Consider the following 19,326-nt stretch of genomic DNA (forward strand, 5'->3'; position numbering starts at 1 on the left):
CTTAACTGATCGGCATTAGGCCTGATGGCCGCCTTCTTTTTAAAGTGGCCTGCGGTGATCGTCTTTATTCAACGTTAACAGCGCCACGAAACTTACCAGCGCGGTGCCCATCACATACCACGCCGGAATATCTGCATTACCCGTCTGCTTCATCAATCCGGTAATAATCAACCCCGCACAACCGGAAAACAGTGCATTCGAGAGCGAGTAGGCTAATCCAAGCCCGGTATAGCGCACGCGCGTCGGGAACATTTCCGCCAGCATCGCGGGGCCGGGGCCTGCGAGCATGCCAACCAAGGCACCCGCGACAAACACCACAGCCGCTTTGATTAGCAAGCCATTTTGTGGGTCTTGTAGTACTTTCAGCAGCGGGAATGCCAGCACCAGCAACAGGAAAGTCGCCAGTAACATCACTGTGCGTCGTCCCACGCGATCGCTCAGGATACCCGCAGGCAGGATGGTAGCCGCAAAACCGAGATTAGAGATCACCGCAATCAGCAGCGCCTGGTTGAAGCCGGTATGCAGCGCAGCCTGCAAATAGGTGGGCATGATCACCAGATAGGTATAACCCGCTGCGGACCACACCATCAGTCGTCCGATTCCCAGCACAATGGCACGCACAGTAGCGCTGACCGACGCGCTTTTTGCATCTGTTGCTTGCTCAAACTGTGGAGACTCTTCTAAGCCTGACCGTAGCCAAAGTGCAATCGCTCCAAGAGGCAGTGCGAGCAGGAAAGGAATGCGCCAGCCCCAGGCACTCATAGCTGCATCTCCTACCATCAGCGGCAAAACGGCCACCACGGCCACGCCTGCCAGCAGGCCAAACGCCACGGTCAGAGACTGCCAGGCGCCGTAAAAGCCGCGCTTGCCGGGAGGCGCAAACTCCGTCATCAGTGAAACTGCGCCGCCGTACTCTCCGCCAGCAAACAACCCTTGCAGGATGCGTAACGCGGTAATCAGCAGCGGTGCGGCAACGCCAATCGAGGCGTAAACCGGCACCAGACCCATCGCGACTGTGGCGAGCGTCATCAAAATCAGCACAGCGATCAGCACCGGTTTGCGTCCATAGCGATCGCCAAGCCTGCCGAACAGAATCGCGCCTAACGGGCGGAAAAAGAAGGCCACGGCGAATGCCGCATAGGTCAGGATCAAACTGGTGAGGGCACTTTCACCCTCAAGCTGGAAGAAGTTTTTAGCCATCAGCGTGGCCATAAAACCGTAAACGGCGAATTCATACCACTCAATAAAATTGCCGACGGATCCGGCAATGAGCACGCGCTTGTGTGCCGCAGAAAGAGACATGACGTTTTCCTATCAACAAAGGGCAGTGAACATCCTGCGGTCTGGCCGTCATTGTGACAACTGCTGGTGCTAATCTGCTGCTGAAAATCGCTGTGGGTTCAAAGTTTTAATTATCGAGTGGCTGAAAACCACGCTTCGTTTTACAAACCCTCTTCAAAATGAATCGCTTCCTTTACTTCTCTTAATGCAGATTGCAACGCATGCAGGCTTACAGACCCCAGCGCCAGTCGGATAGCCTGCGGTACGATGGAGGAAGTGCTGAAAGGTTCTGCGGTTGATACGGAAATCCCACTCTGCAGTAAACGTTTCATGACGCGCTCCGCCCGAGCCTCACCGGGTAATACAATCCAGATAAAATACGCATTCGGATGGCCATAGCAGGTAAAAGTGTGCAAGATCTTTCGCGCCAGGGCCTGACGTTGCTGGGCATCATTTCGTTTCTCTTCCTCAAGTTGAGCAATGTAACCCTCTCGCAACCAGTCGCAGAGGATGGAAGTCATTAATGCGGGTGTGTTCCAGCTAGTGGCGCGAATCGCGCGTTCCAGTGCATCACGATGTTCCGCAGGACACACTACGGCACCAACTCTCAACCCCGTCGCCACGTTCTTAGAAAAACCAGTGACATATATCGTACGTTCAGGAGCGTAATACGCCAGTGGTGCTGGCGCCGTTTGAGCGAGGTAAGCGTAAGCAGCATCCTCGATGATCAGCAAATTGTATTTTCGAGCGATTGAGCTGATTTTTTCTCTTTGATCCTTGTTCAAGACCCAGCCCAGCGGATTATGCAATGTAGGCATGGTGTAAATGGCGCGAACCCGCCTGCTTTGGCAGACTGTTTCCAAAGCCACAAGATCAGGGCCTGAAGAATTGACTGGGATAGGGACTAGCTCCAGATGGTACAGGCTGGCCAACACCTTAAAGCCCGGATAAGTCAGAGCATCAACCGCGACAACATCACCTGGTCTCAACAAACCCATTACGGTTATCGCCAAACCATGTTGCGCGCCGTTAACGATGAGAACGTTTTCGGCTTGCGGAACAAGCCCCATATTGCTCAGGTAAAAGGCAACCGCTTCACGGTCGTTCAAACGCCCGGCATAAGGCTGATAGCGCAATAACGATTCGATGTCACCGCGTGTCGCAAGTTGTCGCAGCGCACTGCGTAGACGGTCAGCTTGTTCTGGCAGGGAAGGGGTGTTGAAATTCAGATCTAATACATCTGGTGCAACTCGCTGTTGATCATCACCTGATCCCAGTGGGCGTAAAATTTCCCTGACAAAGGTTCCCCGACCTGTTTCTCCGCTCACCAGCCCCATGGCTTCCAGCTCATTGTAAATACGTGTTGCGGTGGCTAATGAGATAGCGCGTTGACTGGCGAGAGCTCTGTGCGTGGGCAATCGTGTCCCTGCGGGCAAATGGCCGAGTTGTATCGCGCTGGCGAATTCATCAACGATGACTTTATAGCGGGCCTTCATCTAATGTATCCATGACAATTTTTTGATTGTCTTTAATGCTGTCATTTACGCTCTGTAGCGTCAACGGTGGGTAAGTCAATGAATCAAGGTGGCGTTTATGGCAAGTAGCAGCAACACAAGCGTGTGTCACGCTTGCAATTCTGGATTAAAAGGATGGATAAGCGGATTCATCGGGATGATTATTTTTAGTGGGTCATTACCGGCTACGCGCGTGGCAGTACAAAGTTTTGACCCCTTCTTCCTAACCTTCATGCGGGCTTCAATAGCGGGAATGTTGGCGCTTCTGCTGATTTTCGCTCTAAGGCAAAGCAGGCCTGCCCTCAGCCAGCTTTTCTCCTTGTTTATCGTCGCACTCGGTGTCGTAGTAGGTTTTCCTTTGCTCACTGCACTGGCGTTACAGCATGTCAGCTCCGCACATTCCATCGTTTTTATCGGATTGCTGCCAATGTCTACCGCGTTTTTTGCTGTCATTCGCGGAGGCGAACGACCACGAAGAGCATTCTGGTTCTTTTCCACTATCGGGTGTCTATTGGTCATGGGATTTGCGCTGGCGCAAAGTGCCGCGGTTTCACTTACCGGTGATATCCTGATGCTCGCAGCGACGTTAGTGTGCGGCCTGGGTTATGCGGAAGGCGCGATGCTTACTCGTCATCTGGGCGGCTGGCAGGTCATATGCTGGTCACTGATTCTTTCACTGCCGATCATGCTGCTGGCAACAGTGATGACTGCTCCTATGCGTTTTTCACCTGTTCAGGCGTCAGCATGGTGGGCTTTAGGTTATGTATCGCTGTTCAGTATGCTGATTGGTTTCATTTTTTGGTACAGAGGTTTGGCAGCCGGTGGCATCGCCAGCGTAGGTCAACTTCAGCTATTACAGCCTTTCTTTGGCCTCAGTTTTTCGGCTTTATTGCTCCATGAATCCATCAATCCATCGATGCTGGCGGTGACGGCAGCCGTTGTAGGTTGTTTGGCCGCCGCGCGTAAATTTGGGCGATAGCTTTACAGAAAACTAACGAATCTTGCGCAGTTGTTAAGCGCAAGGTAAAAATTCTTAAAATAAAGCGCTCCGCTCACTGTTTTTCCCGTTAAACTGCATTTCTTGTCGATCAGACTTTTCCAGTGAATGAATTATTACTCACCTGATGATAGCCATCTGAAGCGGCGTTCGCAGCGCTTCGTGCGTCGTATGTTTATCATGCGCCAGCTTGGCACAATTTTATGTTTCTTCCCGATTCTCTCGGTATTGATGGAGATGGATCGCGGTGTGGCGTTCAGCGCCCTGTTATTTATCAATGCGTTTATCTGGCCGTGGGTGGCTTATCGCCGGGCATTGCGTGCAGAAGACTCCACCGGCACCGAACGCCATAACTTAACGCTGGACGCGGCATTCGGTGGGATTTGGGTGGCGCTGATGGCGCTCAGTCCGCTTCCTTCGTTCATTATCATGGCCGTGCTGGCCTCGGACCGTTATGCGGCAGGGGGCGCAGCGCAGTTAATCGCTGCCATGCAGGCGTTCCTTTGCGCTTTCGTTATGGTCTGGCTGGTGGATGGCGCGGGCGTCCATCTCGCATTCAGTCCGCAAACCGTCTGGCTGACATTGCCGCTGGCGACCTGCTATATGCTGGTATTGAGCGTGACGTCTTACAATTTGACCTGGCAATTGCGTAAACGAAACCGGGAGCTGGAGCGTATTGCGTTAATGGACCCTGGTCTGGAAATCCCTAACCGCCGTCTGTTTGAACGCCGCCTGGAGAGTGAATTCCTGAGTACGCGTCGTGGCGAAAGTGCGGGCTATCTGTTGCTGATGGACCTCGATTACTTCAAGTCGGTGAACGATACCTGGGGCCACGAAGCCGGGGATTTTCTGCTGGCTGAGATATCAGCGCTGCTACGCAATCATGTGGGATTACAGGATATTCCCGCGCGTTTCGGCGGCGATGAACTGGGCGTGATCGTGCATCACGCGACCGATGAGTCGGTTGTCGCGCTGGCAAATCGCTTGAAAGAAAAAATCGCCCAGGTGCGTCTACCGGCGTCGGCAGAGTTTCGCTGCTCGGTGAGTATCGGCATTGCTTCAGCCGCCAACGCCGAAACTTTGCGCCATTGGTTACGCCATGCAGATGAAGCGTTATACGAGGTAAAACGCGCCGGACGAAATGGAGTGCGGTTGTGGGTACCTCCGCAACCGCCATTGGCCGGCGCCGCCTGATCAGGCAAACGTCGGCTCGCAATTCACCGGGAAGTTGAGTGAATTCGCCACATAACAGGCCTCATGGGCCTGATGATGTAACTCACGCGCGCGATCCGCATCTGCCGGATCGCGCAGCGTAATATGCGGCTTCAGCGTGATCTGCGTGAAACGACCCCGCGCCCCTTCCACCATGGTGCCTTCCGCGGCATCCTCATAAGCTTCCACCACAATGCCCGCGTCCGCGCACAGGTGCAGATACCACAGCTTGTGACAGGCTGAGGCCGAAGCCAGCAATAACTCTTCAGGATTCCAGCGCGTGGCATCGCCACGAAATGCCGGATCGGCGCTTAATGGCATCGTGGGTTTGCCATCTGCCAGCATCTCACCGTTACGATCGTAAGCCGTATAAGAAGACGTGCCTGTACCGCGATTGCCTGTCCAGCGCACTGTAACCTGATAATGGTGTTCCTTGGCCATACCTCTGTTCCTCAACATGTCACGTGAATATAAGTGGGATAACTCACTCTATTTTATCAAGATGATAATCGCCACCTAATGTGTTCAAAGCATGTTGAAAGAAATCTCTTCTGCCAAAATTGCCTGACTTAAGTGCAAGCGCCAGTGGTTGATCTGAGTGGCTAAACAAGGTGGGAACACCGGGATCGATCTCATTGCCCACCTGCAGTGAGCCAAGGTTCAGTGCACTGACCACCGCACCTGACGTTTCTCCACCGCCAACCACTAATCGCCGAATGTCTGCTTCATAAACCAGTTTGTGCGCAGCATCGCCGAAGAGTTGATCAAGACGTTGTGATATACGCTGTTGACCATATTGTTCCTGCGCTTTTTTCACGCTAAGCGGATCGCCAGATGAGTAAACCAGCGGGCAGTCTGCCTGATGATCAAGAATAAACTGCACAATATCATCGGCTGTGATGTTGTTTTGCATTACCTGCTGGATGTCCAGTGCTAATACCGCGGAATGCTGCTGATGGGCTTCTATTTGGCCGCGTGTTGCGCCAGAACAGCTGCCAACCAAAATCGCACTTAACCCCTCCACCGCAGGTTGTTCCTGATTCCCACCTTGAGCGAGACCCGCTTTGATGAAGTTATGCGGTAACGCTTGTGCAATGCCAGAACCACCGGAGATCAGTGGGAATCCCGCCGCCGCTATACCAATAATGGTGAGGTCGTGGTCGCTTAACGCATCCACAACCACTAATTTCACTTCATCATCACTCGCGAATTGTTGACGAAGTGGTTCGCTGCCCTGAGCTACGTGCTGCCAGGCAATATGACCAACAGGTGTGACAGCTTGTTGCGCTAATAAGCGACGAATATCCGCATCTTTCATCGGAGTGATGGGATGATGCTCCATGCCTGATTCATTCAGCGGGCGATCGTGAACGAACAAATTGCCCTGATAAACCGTGCGTCCCATGGTGGGGAAGGCCGGGCAAACAATGACCTGTTTTGCCTGCAAGCGCATTGTTAGTGCATCCAGTACTGGGCCGATATTGCCCTCGGCAGTGGAATCAAAGGTTGAACAATACTTGAATATAATCTGTGTGCAGCCCTGATCGAGTAACCACTCACAAGCCGCCAGCGACTGCTCAACGGCATCGGCTGCGGGTATAGACCTCGATTTGAGCGCAATGACTCCCGCTTCCACGGCTGGAGCGGCAGGGTGCAGGGGTACGCCAAGATATTGCGTCGTGCGCAATCCACCTTCACCAGTTAACCCCTTGGAGAGTGTCACCGCAATATCACTGGCACCGGTAAAATCATCAGCAATTACGCCAATCAGCATGATGTTTCTCCCAGCGCGGCGCGCAGTTTTTTCACTGCGGCATGCGGTGCGGTCAGGACGGGCACTGAAACGCGTTCCCGGACGGCTTCAGCAGCTTGTGAGGTAGAGAAGTGCGCGAGCATAATCGCATCGCAGTGGCTTAGCCGAGGGGCATATTCGGCCACCAACCGGTTATGGCTGGCGACATCGCCCTTACGCAATAAATCGATCGCATCAGGTACCAACAGGGTTTCCAGCTTGGCGTCAGAACCACACTGTGCTGCATAGTGATCGAACTCATCGCACATGGTGACCAGAGAAGGGCCGAATGTCGCCAACATGCCAATCCGTTGACCTGACTGAAGCGCGGCCTCAAACATCGCTTCATTCGGCTTCAGTACGGGGATTGGCAGGGTTGCGGCCAGTTGTTCTATCGCCGGGCCAAATGCTGAACAGGTGACTAAAATGCCTTGTGCTTGCATGGTGTAGGCATAGTGTCCGAGTGCGACAAAGCGTTCGATGAGTTCGGGGGTTAATTGCTCCGTTTTCGCTCGGTCAATCGTCAAACCATCATCCAGCAAATTCACGATTTCCGACTCTGGCCATTCGTCTTTGAAAGCTTGCTGAATAGGCGGCATGGCGACTGGCGTGGCATGCAGTAAAACGATTCGTTGGCTCATGTTGATCTCCGTTAGCTGCCATAGGCTCGATGTACTAAAGAACACCATACTCAGATAAAAATTAAAATGTAAGGGCTTACATTTTACTTGATATGGTGATGATGATCACATAAAAAATCTGAGCGTCTGTCAGGATATAAAACAGAAAATAATTGGCTATAAACAATTTTGATAACGCTTACTTTTTTAAATGTGAGAACGCGCTATGACGACTCGTGGAGAGACCACTGCTATCAACATCGTACAGAAACCGGAAGCGCAGACGCGTCCAGTTAACACTTTGCCGCGACATTTTCGCGACCTTCTGGCCTTAGAGGATTTTGAACGCCACGCGCGTAAGCGCTTGCCGAATATGATTTTTCAATATGTTAAAGGGGGAGTTGAAACCGGTAGGGGACTCGCGGCTGCCCATGAGGCTTATCAGCAATATCACTTCGTTCCACGTATGTTCCGCGATGTCTCCGGGCGCGATCAACATGTTGAACTGCTGGGGCATAGCTGGTCGCTGCCATTTGGCGTCGCCCCACTCGGAGGAGCCTCCTTTGTGAGCTACCGGGCTGACCTGATGTTAGCCAAAGCTGCGCGCGCTAAGAATGTGCCGATGATACTCAGTGCGTCATCCTTGATTCCCCTGGAAGATATTATTGCCGCAAACCCTGATGCCTGGTTCCAGGCTTATCTCGCGGGAGACCAGCCACGTATTGACCGCCTGCTCGATCGCGTCGAGCGTGCGGGGTACAAAACACTGGTGGTGACGGGAGATACCCCGATGTTGGGCAACCGTGAGCACAACACCCGCAGCGGCTTTAGTATGCCCATCAAAATCACCCCGAAAGTCATGTGGCAGAGCGCTATCAGTCCACGTTGGCTATTGGGAACCGTGGCGCAGACCTATCTCCGCCATGGCGCACCGCACTTTGAAAATACCGATGCTGAGCGCGGTCCACCGATGATGTCGAACAAGGTGCGAAACACCAACGCACGTGACAAGTTGAGCTGGACGCATGTGGAAGCTATCCGCAAAAAATGGAAAGGCAATTTGGTGGTGAAAGGCTTGATGTCGCCTGAAGATGCCTTTATCGCGCGTGATTTAGGCGCAGATGCCGTGATCCTCTCGAATCATGGTGGCCGCCAATTGGATTACACCATCCCGCCACTGCATTCCTTGCCGGAGATTGCGGCTGCCAAAGGCAATATGAAGGTGATTATCGACAGCGGCATCCGCCGTGGCACCGATGTCATGAAAGCGATGGCGCTAGGCGCTGATTTTGTCTTCTTAGGACGTCCTTTCCTGTACGGATCGGTTATCGGTGCGCAAGCGGGTATCGAGCATGCTATGCATATCCTACGTGACGAAATTGATCGCGATATGGCACTGCTCGGTGTCACACGGCCTGATCAACTGAATGCTGCGTTCTTGCGCCGCGCACCCCTGTTTGCCCGTGAGGATTAAGCATGGAGTTAACCATCTATAGCGCGCTTGCGTTAAGCGCGCCTTTTGAAGAGCTGTTAAAACAGTGGCAAAGCCTGCAACCGGACCATCGGTTGGCAATACGCTGGCATCCCAGCACCCTCATTGAACAAGAAATACGGCAAGGAGCCAAAGCCGAGGCGATCATAGCCACGGTCGAAACGGTCGATCGACTCATAGAAGATCGCCTCGTGGATGCCAATAGTCGGATAGAAGTGGTGGATTCTCCGATTGGCATTGCGGTGAAGTCTGGCACGCCAAAACCGGATATCAGTAGCCGGGAGCATTTAATCGACAGCCTGGTGGCCGCACGTTCGGTGGCTTGGTCCGAAGCAGGAGCCAGCGGTCAATGGTTTTCTCGGCTGATTAAGCAGTTGAATATCGATGAGATTTTGCGTCAACGCGGAACGGTGATTCCGGCCGGATTTACCGCTGAGCAACTGATCAATGGCAAGGCGGATATCGCTGTACAGCAGATCAGTGAATTGCTGATGGTGCCAGGCATCGATATTGTGGGGCCGTTGCCGGCTGGCACTCAGCAGCCCATTTCGCTTTCCGCTGCGCTGCTGCAAGAGGCAACCTACCCTGAAGAGGCGGCTGCATTTCTGGCGTGGCTGAAAACCCCGTCAGTCACGCAAGTTTTCAACCAGTTCGGTATGTTACGCCGCGATTAACGCTCTTGTCGGGGCACAGAGCCGGTGCTGCCCCGAACAATTAACTCTGTTTGGATCACCGTATGTGCCTGAGCAGGCAGGTTATTGAGCGTGTTTAACAGGAACTGCGCGGCGTGTTCGCCTATTGAAGCCAAGTCTACGCGCATTGTGGTCAACGGATGCTCAAGGTGCTCGGCATATTCGTAATCATTAAAGCCCACGATGGAAATATCATTCGGAATACGCAAATAGCGTTCGCTCGCGGCGCGCATAGCGCCAAACGCCAGCAGGTCATTACCGCAGATGATGGCGGTGGGTGGCTGCGGCCCATCCAGCAGACGAAACACCGCTTTGCGCGCGTCATTCATGCTGAAAGCGTTATCGATCAGGTGGCTATCCGGTAACGCCAGACCCTGCTTCTCCAGTGCGCGCCGCGTACCCTTGAGACGTTCAGAAACGCGGTCGTTTGACGGCGGGGTGCCGACGATCACCGCGAAACGTTGGTGTCCCAGCGCTAACAGATGATTGGCAATCACCTCCGCTGCGCCTTCGCTATCATAGCCGACACAAGGTTTCTCCTGATCCAGTGAGAAAGTCTGCACACAGGCTATCTCTTGCTGCTGAATTCTTTCCCAAAGCTTGGGGTGGTGGGTATGACCCACCAGCATCAAGCCATCAATGCCGTACTCAATCAGCTTGTTCACTTCTTTAAGCTCGGTATCCGGGTCGAAATTGGAATTGGCCAACAACAACGTATAGCCCGCCTCATGAATTAACTGCTGAAACGCCGCCAGCGGGCGAGAAAAGGTTTCTGTTGCGAGGGTAGGGACCACGGCGCCAATCGTCATGCTGCGGCGCGAGGCCAGTGTCCGGGCTGCACGGTTAATCACATAGCCTAACTCTTCACACGCCTTTTCAACCGCCTCACGACGGGCGGCTTTGACGGTGCTGCTCCCGTTTAAAACGCGTGACACCGTGGCCGTTGAGACGCCAGAGAGACGCGCAACATCTTCCAGTGATACGCGGCCAGATCCATTTTGTTTCTCACTCATCAAGTCACTCCTGCAGAAAGAGTGAGCTTGCCCACAAAAATCACAGGCAACTCACAATCAATTTTGAAAGCGCTTACTTTTGGCTTGACTGTATTTTGTAATCGCTTACTTTTGACAACATGTTATCAGGTTGGGGTCACCCGCTCACGATTTATTAACCGATTTGTGACGAGTTGCTCCGCATTTTAACCACTACCCTGGCCCTGCAGCCCGATACGCCGCAGAACCTCTGTTACTTACAAATAAATCATAAAGGAATTCACCATGCGCAGATATCCACGAATTCGCTGGTTGATGATCGTGTTCTGTTTTTTTGCCATCGCCATCAACTACATCGACCGCATCAACCTTGCCATCGCGGCGCCGCACATCAAAGCGGATTTGGGACTGGATGACACCAGTATGGGGCTGGTGCTGGGGGCATTCTTCTGGACATATGCCTTGATGCAGATCCCGGCAGGGCGTTTGATCGACCGTTTAGGAGCCCGTGCTGGCTTGGCACTAGCCGTGGGCTGGTGGTCGCTGTTTACGGTGTTCACCTCGTTCGGTAAAGGGTTTACCTCGTTGTTCGCGGCGCGTTTGGCGTTGGGTATCGGTGAAGCGGGGGGGAACCCCGGCTGTGTCAAAGTGGTCTACAGCTGGTTTGCGAAAAAACAGCGAGCGACGGCGAGTGGTATTTTCGATGCGGGCCCACGTGCGGGCAGTGCGCTGGCCTTGCCGTTGGTGGCCTGGCTTATCAGCACCTGGGACTGGGAAACATCATTCGTTGTCACCGGCGCATTAGGTCTGGTGTGGGTCGCTATCTGGCTGGTGTTCTACCGCGAGCCGGAAGAGATGAAAGGCTTGGACGAGACCGAACGACAAAACTTGCTCGAAGATCGTGCCGCTCCAGTAATTGAGGGCAATGCAAAAGTCGATTTGTGGTCATTGTTCCGCCACCGCAACGTGTGGGGCATGATGATTGGTTTCTTCTGCATGAATTTTGCCACTTACTTCTTTGTCACCTGGTTCCCGACTTACCTGACCGTAGCACACGGTTTCTCACTGAAGGAGCTGGGCACACTGGGGGCGATCCCGGCTTTGATGGGGATTCCGGGAAGTTTACTGGGCGGCGTGACCTCCGATGCGCTATACCGCAAAGGCTTCAGTCTGACCACCGCACGTAAAACCTGTCTCGTATTGGGCATGCTGCTGTCATCGGTGATTGCGTTCGCGGCGTTTACCGACAGCAACGCGGTGATCTTGACGCTGTTCTCCATTACCTATGCGGGCCTCGCTTTTACGGCCGCCAACATCTGGACACTACCTGCTGATGTGGCTCCTGCCAGTTACTACGTGGCGACACTGGGCGGCATCCAGAACTTCGCCGGTAATCTCGCAGGCATTGTCACCGCTTCCTTTACCGGCCTGATGCTCAGCCTGAGTCACGGTTCCTTTGTGGTCCCGTTGCTGGTGGCGGGAGGGATCTGCGTGCTGGGTGCGCTGACCTTCCTGTTTGTCCTCGGCAAGCTCGAGCCACTGCCAATCACTCCCACTCGTAAAACCCCCGTCGTTGCGACAGCTAAATAAGGAGAGCGTGATGCAAAACGAACAATCTTTACGTGAAGAGATTTGCCAGGTCGGCGCAGATCTTTTCAATCGCGGCTACACCACGGGCACTGCCGGTAATATCAGCGCCCGTTTGGAAGATGGCTGGTTAATTACGCCAACCGATGCCTGCCTGGGACATTTGCAGCCTTCGCGTATTGCCAAGGTTAATCGTGATGGTGAGTGGGTTTCAGGTGATAAGCCCTCAAAAACGTTGCTTCTGCATCGTCAGATTTATGACCGCAATCCTGAGGCGCAAGGCGTGGTTCATACCCATTCCACTCATCTGGTGCAGCTGACGCTGGCTGGCGTCTGGCAGCGCGACAGCATTCTGCCACCGTTAACACCTTACCAGGTGATGAAAGTGGGGCGTATCCCGTTGATCGCTTACCGTCGCCCGGGCCATGCCGAAGTGGCGGAGCAGGTCGCTGCATTGGCGAACGATGTGCGCGGCGTGATGCTTGAGCGCTTAGGTCCGGTGATCTGGGGAACTTCGGTTTCGTCGGCCAGTTTCTCACTGGAAGAGTTAGAAGAAACGGCACGTCTGTGGCTAAACTGCACAACGAAACCGGCGGCATTACCGGAAACCGCAGTGTTGGAGCTGTGCGAGCACTTTAAAACACGCTGGTAGTCACAGGCTGTACCCTACAAAAGAGATAAATAAATGAAAAAAACGCTAATTGCAGCAGGCATGATGCTCTGCGCTTCAACGGTCATGGCGCAAGAGACGGCATTCGTCTACGTATCAAACGGTGACAGCGGTACGGTAACCGCCTATACGCTGAATAAAGCCAAGCAGACGCTCAGCCCCATTGGTGAATATCAAACCGGGTTGAAGAGTATGCCAATGGTGGTGTCGAAGGACAAAAAAACGCTGTATGTCTCGGTCCGCAGTCAGCCTTATCACGTATCGAGTTGGCATATCGCCTCTGATAGCACGTTGAGTCATTTTGCCGATACTCCGTTGCCGGAAGCGATGGCCTATATTGCACTGGATAAGACGGGGCGCTTCCTCTTGTCATCTTCGTACGGCGGCGATTTGTTCAGTATTAACCGCATCGCCAATGATGGAAAAGTAGAAAGCGCACCTGTCCAGGTGGTTCACACCGGCAAGCGTGCTCACTCGATCCAGACTGACCCTAGCAACCACTATCTCTACGTGCCGTTGCTGGGTGCAGACCAGATGTTGCAGTATCGTTTTGACAGTCAAAGCGGCAAAGTGACAGCCAACACGCCCGCTTTTGTGAACATTCAGCGAGAAGCCGCAACCGGGCCGCGCCATTTTGCTTTCGCACCGAAACCGGATGGGCAGGGCGAGCAGAATCTCTATTTATTAACCGAGATGGCAGGCAACATCTCACGCTTGACGCTGAATAAAGATGGCACGCTGAACGAACATGAAGCGACACCCTCACTCGATCCAGTGATTGCCCGTACCATGCAGCGCGGCGAGGCGCGTCCACTGACTGGCGATGATGATCTGCCAAAGTCAGAAAAACCGCGTTTATGGCAGGCTGATATTCACATTACCCCAGACGGACGCTTCCTTTATTCCACCGAGCGCACCAGCAGCAATATTACTGCCTTCCAGATTTCACCGGACGATGGTCATTTAAGCTTCATTAATAGTACCAAAACGGAAGAGCAGCCCCGTGGATTTGCTATTGATAACTCAGGCCATTTCTTAATCGAATCAGGACAGAAATCAACACAGGTGGCGCTCTACGCGATTAACCCGGCAAGCGGGAAGCTTAATTTGCTTGAGCGAGCGCCAACTGGGAAGGGTGCAAATTGGGTGACGATTGTTGAGTAAATATCACTCGCTTAATGTCATCTGCTATTCGTTATTTTAACAGGAGTCGTAATGTCTATTGTTCGCAAAACGATCACCAGTACCTTGATGTGCACCGCAATCTTTACTGCCAGTCTGCAAGCTCAGGCAACTGAAAAAGTTGTGGCGACTGATTTGGAACCTCTGCACCATGTTATTTTGGAAAATAAATATGTGACGGTCATGCGGGTGTTAATCCAGCCCGGCGAGTCAACGTTGTTTCATGAACAACATCTGGACTATGTCAATACACATATCGAAGGCAGTCCGGTAAAAATCGAATATCCCGATAAACCGGTTAATAATACCGAGATGAAAACCGGTAATGTTAAATTTGGTGAACATCAGGGTAAATCTGATACAGATAAAGTCACTAATACCGGTACGAATGTTAATCATCAAGTCGCATTTGAAATTAATATTCCTGGCCCCCAACATTTTGGCGGTGCCAGCCGTCCAGCTCGTGAAGCTTTCCAACAAGTATTAGATAAGAAAACCGTCAAAGGTTGGAAGGTTACCCTGAAACCCGGCGAGAGCAGCGGCGAATATACCCAGCATGGGCCGGGCGTTCGCGTCTTCTTTACCGAAGGGCGGGTATTACTTGCTGACGACAAACATCCGAATCGAGTGAAAGAGCTATGGGTTCATCCGGGAGATGCTTTTTTAACCGAGCCTGGGAAAGTCGATATTACGGCGGCCAGTGGTGAAAATATCATCTTTAATGATTATGAACTGTTATAGCACTGTTTTTATTTTGTAAATCAAAAACATTTGATATTCTGCATTCCCGCAACTTTGTTGCGGAAATGTTTTCTTATTTAACACCAAATAATTATTATTAACCGGAAGCAATTATTATGAAGGCAAGAAAGGTGAGACCGCGCTGTCTACCTTTCGCGTTGAGTTTACTGTTGTCGACGACATTTTTAGCCCATGCTGAAAATGCGCCTGATGCTGCATCACTTATCGCGAAAGGGAAATATCTGGCTATTGCGGCGGATTGTGGTGCATGCCACACGCCACCCAACCATGGTGATGAAATGTCAGGCGGATATGTTATTTCTTCGCCGCTAGGAAATATCGTTGCCAGTAATATCACACCCTCAAAAACTGCAGGGATTGGTAATTACACCGAAGAAGACTTTGCTAAGGCAGTGCGTGAAGGGATAAACAAACAAGGACAGCATCTTTATCCTGCGATGCCTTATACCTCTTACGCAAAAATAACCGATGCCGATATTCATGCGCTGTATGCATATTTTATGCACGGAGTGAAAGCCAGCGATCATCGTCCACCGGCCACCGATCTGCCTTTCCCGTTTAATATTCGTTTAAGTATGGCGTTATGGAATACTTTATTTGCAGATAATAAGGTGTTTATTCCCGCACAAGACAAATCTGAGCAGGTTAATCGCGGCGATTATTTAGTCAATGCCTTGGCTCACTGTGATACCTGCCATACACCGCGTAATTCACTGATGGGACAAGTAAACGATCAGGCGTTGAGCGGGGGAAATTTGGGTAGCTGGTTTGCACCCAATATCACACCGGACAAGCATTCGGGCATCGGCAACTGGAGCGATGAAGAGATCGCGCAATACCTGAAGACGGGCCATGTTGCGGGTAAAGCTCAGGCCGCGGGTCCTATGGCTGAAGCAGTTGAACACAGTTTGCAGTATCTCAATGACGATGACATCGCTGCCATGGTGGCGTATTTGCGTCAGATCCCTGCTGTGGGCCAGTCTTCTGGCGCATCGCGCGAATCGCTGGGTAAACCGGCGACAGATGAAGCCGCACTTCGCGCGGTGAGCCATCCTGATGAAGGCTGGAAAATCTACGGCAGCACCTGTGCCAACTGTCATCAGCCTGATGGCTCGGGTAATAAACTTTATCCATCACTGTTCCACAACACGGCAACAGGCGCACCACAGGCGGACAACCTTATTGCCACCATCGTCTATGGTGTGCATCGCCAGGTCAACGGGCAGGATATTGATATGCCTGGATTCGGCCCGGATGCTCTGTTTACCGATCGTCTGACCGATCAACAAATCGCCGATGTCAGTAATTATGTGCTGAAAAACTTCGGTAATGCCCAGCTCACGGTGACACCGCAGCAGGTGAAAACCGTGCGGGAGGGTGGCGAGCGCCCGCTTATTGCCCGTTTGGCTCAGCCTGCAGCATGGGGCAGTGCGGCGGCGGTCATCATCATTCTGTTGGTGCTTCTGATTTCACGTTCGCGCAGAGGTAAAAAGCATGGCGCATAATTCCACCACCCGAATTTCTCGCCGTCGTTTATTGCAGGGGATGGGTATCTTATCCCTTGGCGCGATGTGCAATTCACTGTTCCCTGCACGTGCACTGGCTGCCGAGCAAATGGCGGACAACGCCTTCCTTGATGTGTCCGCTTTCCTGGTCAGTCGTCCTGTTGGTCCCATTTTGGGGCAGCGCTATTTCAGCGCCTTGGTTCGTCATGATGCGCAGTTCCCGCAAAAGCTGAGCAGCCTGCATACGCTGTTGCAGCAGCATACCTTTGCACATGTCGACGATTTCCTTGCCGCATTCAGAGCGGATAACGCGGACTGGCAGACAGCAAAAACGGTGATTTCTGCCTGGTATACGGGCGTCGTCGGGACAGGCAGCGACCTGGAACTGATCGCCTACGCCGATGCGCTGATGTACCTCCCCACCAGAGACATTCTCGTGGTGCCGACGTACGGCGGCGGTCCGTTCTATTGGGCCGTGACACAACCAGGTAAAGTGGCAACAACAGGAGAGAGCGCATGAGTGCTAAAAAGGTCGATGCCGATGTGATCATTATTGGGTCCGGCGTTATGGGTGGTCTGGTCGCGACTCAAATGGCAAAAGCGGGCAAATCAGTGATCATTCTTGAGGCCGGTCCGCGCGTTTCACGTCAGGAGATTGTAGAACGCTTCCGTAATTCTCCGTTCAAAATGTCGCTCACCAACATCAAGTTGCAGGGGGTGGGATCGCCTTATCCTAACCCGCCGCATATTCCGTCTACTTACGGCGATTATTTACAACAGGTTGGCCCGGTTAAATACCCGACTAAATACCTGCGTGTGGTGGGTGGAACCACCTGGCACTTCGGTTCCGCGCTGTGGCGTATGATCCCTAATGATTTCAAATTAAATACTCTTTACGGACGTGGGCGTGATTGGCCCTTTGCTTACGATGAGCTGGAATCCTGGTACGGCAAAGCGGAACATGAACTGGGCGTTTCAGGCATGGATGGCCAGGATGAGAGTGGTCAGGGGGGTAAAGCCTGGCCGCCACGTTCGACACCCTTCCCGATGCCCGGCTTGCCCACCAGCTATATGTTCGATCGCCTGACGGAGATGTTGGGTAAAGGGGGATACAATCCGGTGCTGGAACCCAACGGCCGCGCGACAAAACCTTGGGGTAAGCGCCCTAAGTGTGGCGGTAATAACAACTGCAACCCGGTTTGCCCGATTGCCGCGAAATATGACGGCTCAATGCACATTGATGAAGCGGAAAAACTGGGCGCAACGCTGCTGGATAATGCGGTGGTGTACCGTATTGAAGCAGGCGATGATGGCAACATCACCGGTGTGTGGTACAAAAAGCCGGACGGATCGGAGCATCACCTTACCGCCAACTATTTTGTGCTGGCCGCTTACGGCATTGAATCACCAAAACTGTTGCTGATGTCCACCTCTGAAAAATACCCTAATGGCATTGCCAACTCTTCCGATCAGGTTGGGCGCAATTTAATGGGGCATACCGGTATCAGCATGAATGTGATGATGTCTGAAGATGTCTGGCCAGGGCAGGGACCCACGGAACTCTTGGTCTATCTCAACAATCGTGATGGCGCGTTCCGCAAGGATTTCCCGAGTTATAAAATCAAAGTCCGCAACACTGTCCCTACCGCGGACTATGCTGCTTCGTTGATTGAAAAAGGGGTATTGGGATCGAAACTGGACGCAGAGATTCGCCGTCAGTCTGCACGTTCACTCAATTTTGCGATTGATTTTGAAACCTTGCCGCTGCCGGAAAACCGCGTTACGCCGAGCAAAACCAAGAAAGATGCGATTGGTATTCCACTGCCGGAAATTTACTACAGCGTGACCGATTATTGGCATGCGGGTAAAGAAGAGGGCATCAAGGATTTCCATAAGTTCGCTGAATTGCTCAACGCAGAAATCCTGTCTATCGATACCAAGTTCCAGGATCGCCAGCACATTATGGGCACCACGATCATGGGGGACGATGCAAAAACCTCGGTGGTAGACAGCAACTGCCGCACCCATGACCATCCGAATATGTGGATCGCCGGTACGAGCGTAATGCCTTCTGCCTCTTGCATGAACCCAACCTTAACGGGTGCAGCGCTGAGCCTGAGACTGGCAGAGCATATGTTGCAAACCATGGGTAAGCATGAATAATCACTATGCGTAAGTTGTAAAACAGACAGCGGGGCTTACATGCCTGCTGTTTGCCGATTAAGCTTCTCGTGATCATCTATCTGAACGGTCGTTGTTCGTACCGTTAATTTACTTGCAGCATGGCGGCCCCTGGGTCGCCATTAGCCGCCGCGCGTCAAATCCTCAATATCCAGCGTTTCGGTCTGGCAAATGGAAATCAGGCTGGCGGCTTCTTCACTTAGCCGTACAAAGGTATGACGCATCGTACTGTCGATGTAGGCGCTGTCACCTTGCGCCAGCCGCAGTGGTGCATAGAGCTGCGTGTGCAACATCACTTCGCCTGACAAAACATAAATGAACTCTTCACCGGCATGTTGAGACCAGGCTTCCGGCGGTGGCAATTCACGTGTCTCAATTCCCATCACCACCGGGATCATCCCTTTCACCAGCAGTTCGGCGGCATGCACTTCATAACGAAAATAGGGATTGGTAAAGGCCAATCCTTTACCGGCCAGTGTGTAAGTGCGGCGGCCCTGAATGGCGGTGCTCGCCACCGAAGGCGGGGGCAACTCTTCGGCGAACAGTTCTGCCAGAGAGTAATCAAACGCGCTGGCAATCTTGGCAATGGTATCGAATGAAGCGGATACCTGACCTTTTTCAATCTTCGAGAGCGTCGAAATCGAGACGCCACTCAACTCGGCGACCTGCTCCAGCGTCAATTCTCGCGCCTGACGTATCGTTTTGATTCGCAGTCCAAAATCTTGTTCGCCGGTTAAGGCGGCGCCCAGCCCGGAGGCTTCATGCTGTCGGGTGGTTTTCATTGGCAATGATTCTTCTGCTGAGTGAACTGGACAGTTAATTTCTCACATATGATAAAAATTATCAC

18 protein-coding genes are annotated in these 19,326 nt (G+C 52.6%); 11 read left to right on the forward strand and 7 right to left on the reverse strand.

The features are described from left to right. Positions 1 to 39 precede the first annotated feature (39 nt). Together VI01_RS11945 and VI01_RS11950 are read right to left on the reverse strand one after the other, a co-directional pair. Positions 40 to 1,302 (reverse strand): MFS transporter, encoded by a 1,263-nt coding sequence (locus VI01_RS11945; RefSeq protein WP_045815276.1) that lies wholly within the window; start codon positions 1,300 to 1,302, stop codon positions 40 to 42. A gap of 140 nt (positions 1,303 to 1,442) precedes the next feature. Further along, positions 1,443 to 2,777 carry a PLP-dependent aminotransferase family protein gene (locus VI01_RS11950; protein WP_045815277.1) on the reverse strand — a complete coding sequence of 445 codons (1,335 nt, stop codon included), beginning with the start codon at positions 2,775 to 2,777 and terminating at the stop codon, positions 1,443 to 1,445. Positions 2,778 to 2,874: 97 nt separating this feature from the next. Between VI01_RS11950 and VI01_RS11955 the strand changes: the two genes are divergently transcribed. Both VI01_RS11955 and VI01_RS11960 read left to right on the forward strand, forming a co-directional pair. Next, positions 2,875 to 3,774, forward strand: coding sequence for a DMT family transporter (locus VI01_RS11955; protein ID WP_045815278.1), 900 nt, complete (start codon positions 2,875 to 2,877; stop codon positions 3,772 to 3,774). Positions 3,775 to 3,900: 126 nt separating this feature from the next. Next, positions 3,901 to 4,986 carry a diguanylate cyclase gene (locus VI01_RS11960; protein WP_045815279.1) on the forward strand — a complete coding sequence of 362 codons (1,086 nt, stop codon included), beginning with the start codon at positions 3,901 to 3,903 and terminating at the stop codon, positions 4,984 to 4,986. On the opposite strand, the gene VI01_RS11965 is transcribed toward VI01_RS11960, so the two are convergent. From VI01_RS11965 to VI01_RS11975, 3 genes are read right to left on the reverse strand one after another with little or no spacing between them, the layout of a single operon-like run. Beyond that, positions 4,987 to 5,445, reverse strand: coding sequence for an OsmC family protein (locus VI01_RS11965; RefSeq protein ID WP_045815280.1), 459 nt, complete (start codon positions 5,443 to 5,445; stop codon positions 4,987 to 4,989). Between the two features lie 43 nt (positions 5,446 to 5,488). Continuing rightward, positions 5,489 to 6,778, reverse strand: coding sequence for a 3-oxo-tetronate kinase (otnK, locus tag VI01_RS11970; RefSeq protein WP_045815281.1), 1,290 nt, complete (start codon positions 6,776 to 6,778; stop codon positions 5,489 to 5,491). Beyond that, entirely contained in the window at positions 6,772 to 7,437 is a 666-nt protein-coding gene (locus VI01_RS11975) for an aspartate/glutamate racemase family protein (protein WP_045815282.1), read from the reverse strand. Before VI01_RS11975 ends, otnK begins: the two co-directional genes overlap by 7 nt. 205 nt (positions 7,438 to 7,642) lie before the next feature. Between VI01_RS11975 and VI01_RS11980 the strand changes: the two genes are divergently transcribed. Both VI01_RS11980 and VI01_RS11985 read left to right on the forward strand, forming a co-directional pair. After that, positions 7,643 to 8,890: an alpha-hydroxy acid oxidase gene (locus VI01_RS11980; RefSeq protein ID WP_045815283.1), complete on the forward strand. Its 1,248-nt coding sequence runs from the start codon at positions 7,643 to 7,645 to the stop codon at positions 8,888 to 8,890. A 2-nt stretch (positions 8,891 to 8,892) separates the two neighbouring features. Beyond that, positions 8,893 to 9,582 (forward strand): substrate-binding domain-containing protein, encoded by a 690-nt coding sequence (locus VI01_RS11985; protein ID WP_045815284.1) that lies wholly within the window; start codon positions 8,893 to 8,895, stop codon positions 9,580 to 9,582. Here VI01_RS11985 and VI01_RS11990 read toward each other — a convergent pair. Continuing rightward, positions 9,579 to 10,613, reverse strand: coding sequence for a LacI family DNA-binding transcriptional regulator (locus tag VI01_RS11990; protein WP_045815285.1), 1,035 nt, complete (start codon positions 10,611 to 10,613; stop codon positions 9,579 to 9,581). The genes VI01_RS11985 and VI01_RS11990 overlap by 4 nt on opposite strands. A 264-nt stretch (positions 10,614 to 10,877) precedes the next feature. On the opposite strand from VI01_RS11990, the gene VI01_RS11995 reads away from it, so the two are divergent. The 7 genes from VI01_RS11995 (at position 10,878) to VI01_RS12025 (ending at position 18,461) form a co-directional block, all read left to right on the forward strand. Continuing rightward, entirely contained in the window at positions 10,878 to 12,182 is a 1,305-nt protein-coding gene (locus VI01_RS11995; protein WP_045815286.1) for an MFS transporter, read from the forward strand. Positions 12,183 to 12,192: 10 nt separating this feature from the next. Then, a complete protein-coding gene (locus VI01_RS12000) occupies positions 12,193 to 12,831 on the forward strand; it encodes an aldolase (protein WP_045815287.1) in 639 nt (212 codons plus the stop codon). Positions 12,832 to 12,864: 33 nt separating this feature from the next. Then, complete coding sequence (locus tag VI01_RS12005; RefSeq protein WP_045815288.1) at positions 12,865 to 14,013, forward strand: beta-propeller fold lactonase family protein; 1,149 nt, start codon at positions 12,865 to 12,867, stop codon at positions 14,011 to 14,013. A 51-nt stretch (positions 14,014 to 14,064) separates the two neighbouring features. Then, positions 14,065 to 14,772: a hypothetical protein gene (locus tag VI01_RS12010; protein ID WP_045815289.1), complete on the forward strand. Its 708-nt coding sequence runs from the start codon at positions 14,065 to 14,067 to the stop codon at positions 14,770 to 14,772. Between the two features lie 116 nt (positions 14,773 to 14,888). After that, positions 14,889 to 16,298 carry a cytochrome c gene (locus VI01_RS12015; protein WP_045815290.1) on the forward strand — a complete coding sequence of 470 codons (1,410 nt, stop codon included), beginning with the start codon at positions 14,889 to 14,891 and terminating at the stop codon, positions 16,296 to 16,298. Continuing rightward, positions 16,288 to 16,818, forward strand: a complete 531-nt coding sequence (locus VI01_RS12020; RefSeq protein WP_045815291.1) for a sugar dehydrogenase complex small subunit — start codon at positions 16,288 to 16,290, stop codon at positions 16,816 to 16,818. Before VI01_RS12015 ends, VI01_RS12020 begins: the two co-directional genes overlap by 11 nt. Next, a complete protein-coding gene (locus tag VI01_RS12025; protein WP_045815292.1) occupies positions 16,815 to 18,461 on the forward strand; it encodes a GMC family oxidoreductase in 1,647 nt (548 codons plus the stop codon). Before VI01_RS12020 ends, VI01_RS12025 begins: the two co-directional genes overlap by 4 nt. Before the next feature lie 140 nt (positions 18,462 to 18,601). On the opposite strand, the gene VI01_RS12030 is transcribed toward VI01_RS12025, so the two are convergent. Then, a complete protein-coding gene (locus tag VI01_RS12030; protein ID WP_045815293.1) occupies positions 18,602 to 19,261 on the reverse strand; it encodes a helix-turn-helix domain-containing protein in 660 nt (219 codons plus the stop codon). Positions 19,262 to 19,326: the final 65 nt, after the last annotated feature.

This window comes from Pantoea sp. SM3, assembly GCF_000963995.1.
Classification (GTDB): domain Bacteria; phylum Pseudomonadota; class Gammaproteobacteria; order Enterobacterales; family Enterobacteriaceae; genus Pantoea; species Pantoea rwandensis_B.

Coding starts and splice junctions, on each gene's coding strand:
- VI01_RS11945 (WP_045815276.1), bottom strand. CDS start 1,302: ATGTCTCTTTCTGCGGCACACAAGCGCGTGCTCATTGCCGGATCCGTC.
- VI01_RS11950 (WP_045815277.1), bottom strand. CDS start 2,777: ATGAAGGCCCGCTATAAAGTCATCGTTGATGAATTCGCCAGCGCGATA.
- VI01_RS11955 (WP_045815278.1), top strand. CDS start 2,875: ATGGCAAGTAGCAGCAACACAAGCGTGTGTCACGCTTGCAATTCTGGA.
- VI01_RS11960 (WP_045815279.1), top strand. CDS start 3,901: ATGAATTATTACTCACCTGATGATAGCCATCTGAAGCGGCGTTCGCAG.
- VI01_RS11965 (WP_045815280.1), bottom strand. CDS start 5,445: ATGGCCAAGGAACACCATTATCAGGTTACAGTGCGCTGGACAGGCAAT.
- otnK (WP_045815281.1), bottom strand. CDS start 6,778: ATGCTGATTGGCGTAATTGCTGATGATTTTACCGGTGCCAGTGATATT.
- VI01_RS11975 (WP_045815282.1), bottom strand. CDS start 7,437: ATGAGCCAACGAATCGTTTTACTGCATGCCACGCCAGTCGCCATGCCG.
- VI01_RS11980 (WP_045815283.1), top strand. CDS start 7,643: ATGACGACTCGTGGAGAGACCACTGCTATCAACATCGTACAGAAACCG.
- VI01_RS11985 (WP_045815284.1), top strand. CDS start 8,893: ATGGAGTTAACCATCTATAGCGCGCTTGCGTTAAGCGCGCCTTTTGAA.
- VI01_RS11990 (WP_045815285.1), bottom strand. CDS start 10,613: ATGAGTGAGAAACAAAATGGATCTGGCCGCGTATCACTGGAAGATGTT.
- VI01_RS11995 (WP_045815286.1), top strand. CDS start 10,878: ATGCGCAGATATCCACGAATTCGCTGGTTGATGATCGTGTTCTGTTTT.
- VI01_RS12000 (WP_045815287.1), top strand. CDS start 12,193: ATGCAAAACGAACAATCTTTACGTGAAGAGATTTGCCAGGTCGGCGCA.
- VI01_RS12005 (WP_045815288.1), top strand. CDS start 12,865: ATGAAAAAAACGCTAATTGCAGCAGGCATGATGCTCTGCGCTTCAACG.
- VI01_RS12010 (WP_045815289.1), top strand. CDS start 14,065: ATGTCTATTGTTCGCAAAACGATCACCAGTACCTTGATGTGCACCGCA.
- VI01_RS12015 (WP_045815290.1), top strand. CDS start 14,889: ATGAAGGCAAGAAAGGTGAGACCGCGCTGTCTACCTTTCGCGTTGAGT.
- VI01_RS12020 (WP_045815291.1), top strand. CDS start 16,288: ATGGCGCATAATTCCACCACCCGAATTTCTCGCCGTCGTTTATTGCAG.
- VI01_RS12025 (WP_045815292.1), top strand. CDS start 16,815: ATGAGTGCTAAAAAGGTCGATGCCGATGTGATCATTATTGGGTCCGGC.
- VI01_RS12030 (WP_045815293.1), bottom strand. CDS start 19,261: ATGAAAACCACCCGACAGCATGAAGCCTCCGGGCTGGGCGCCGCCTTA.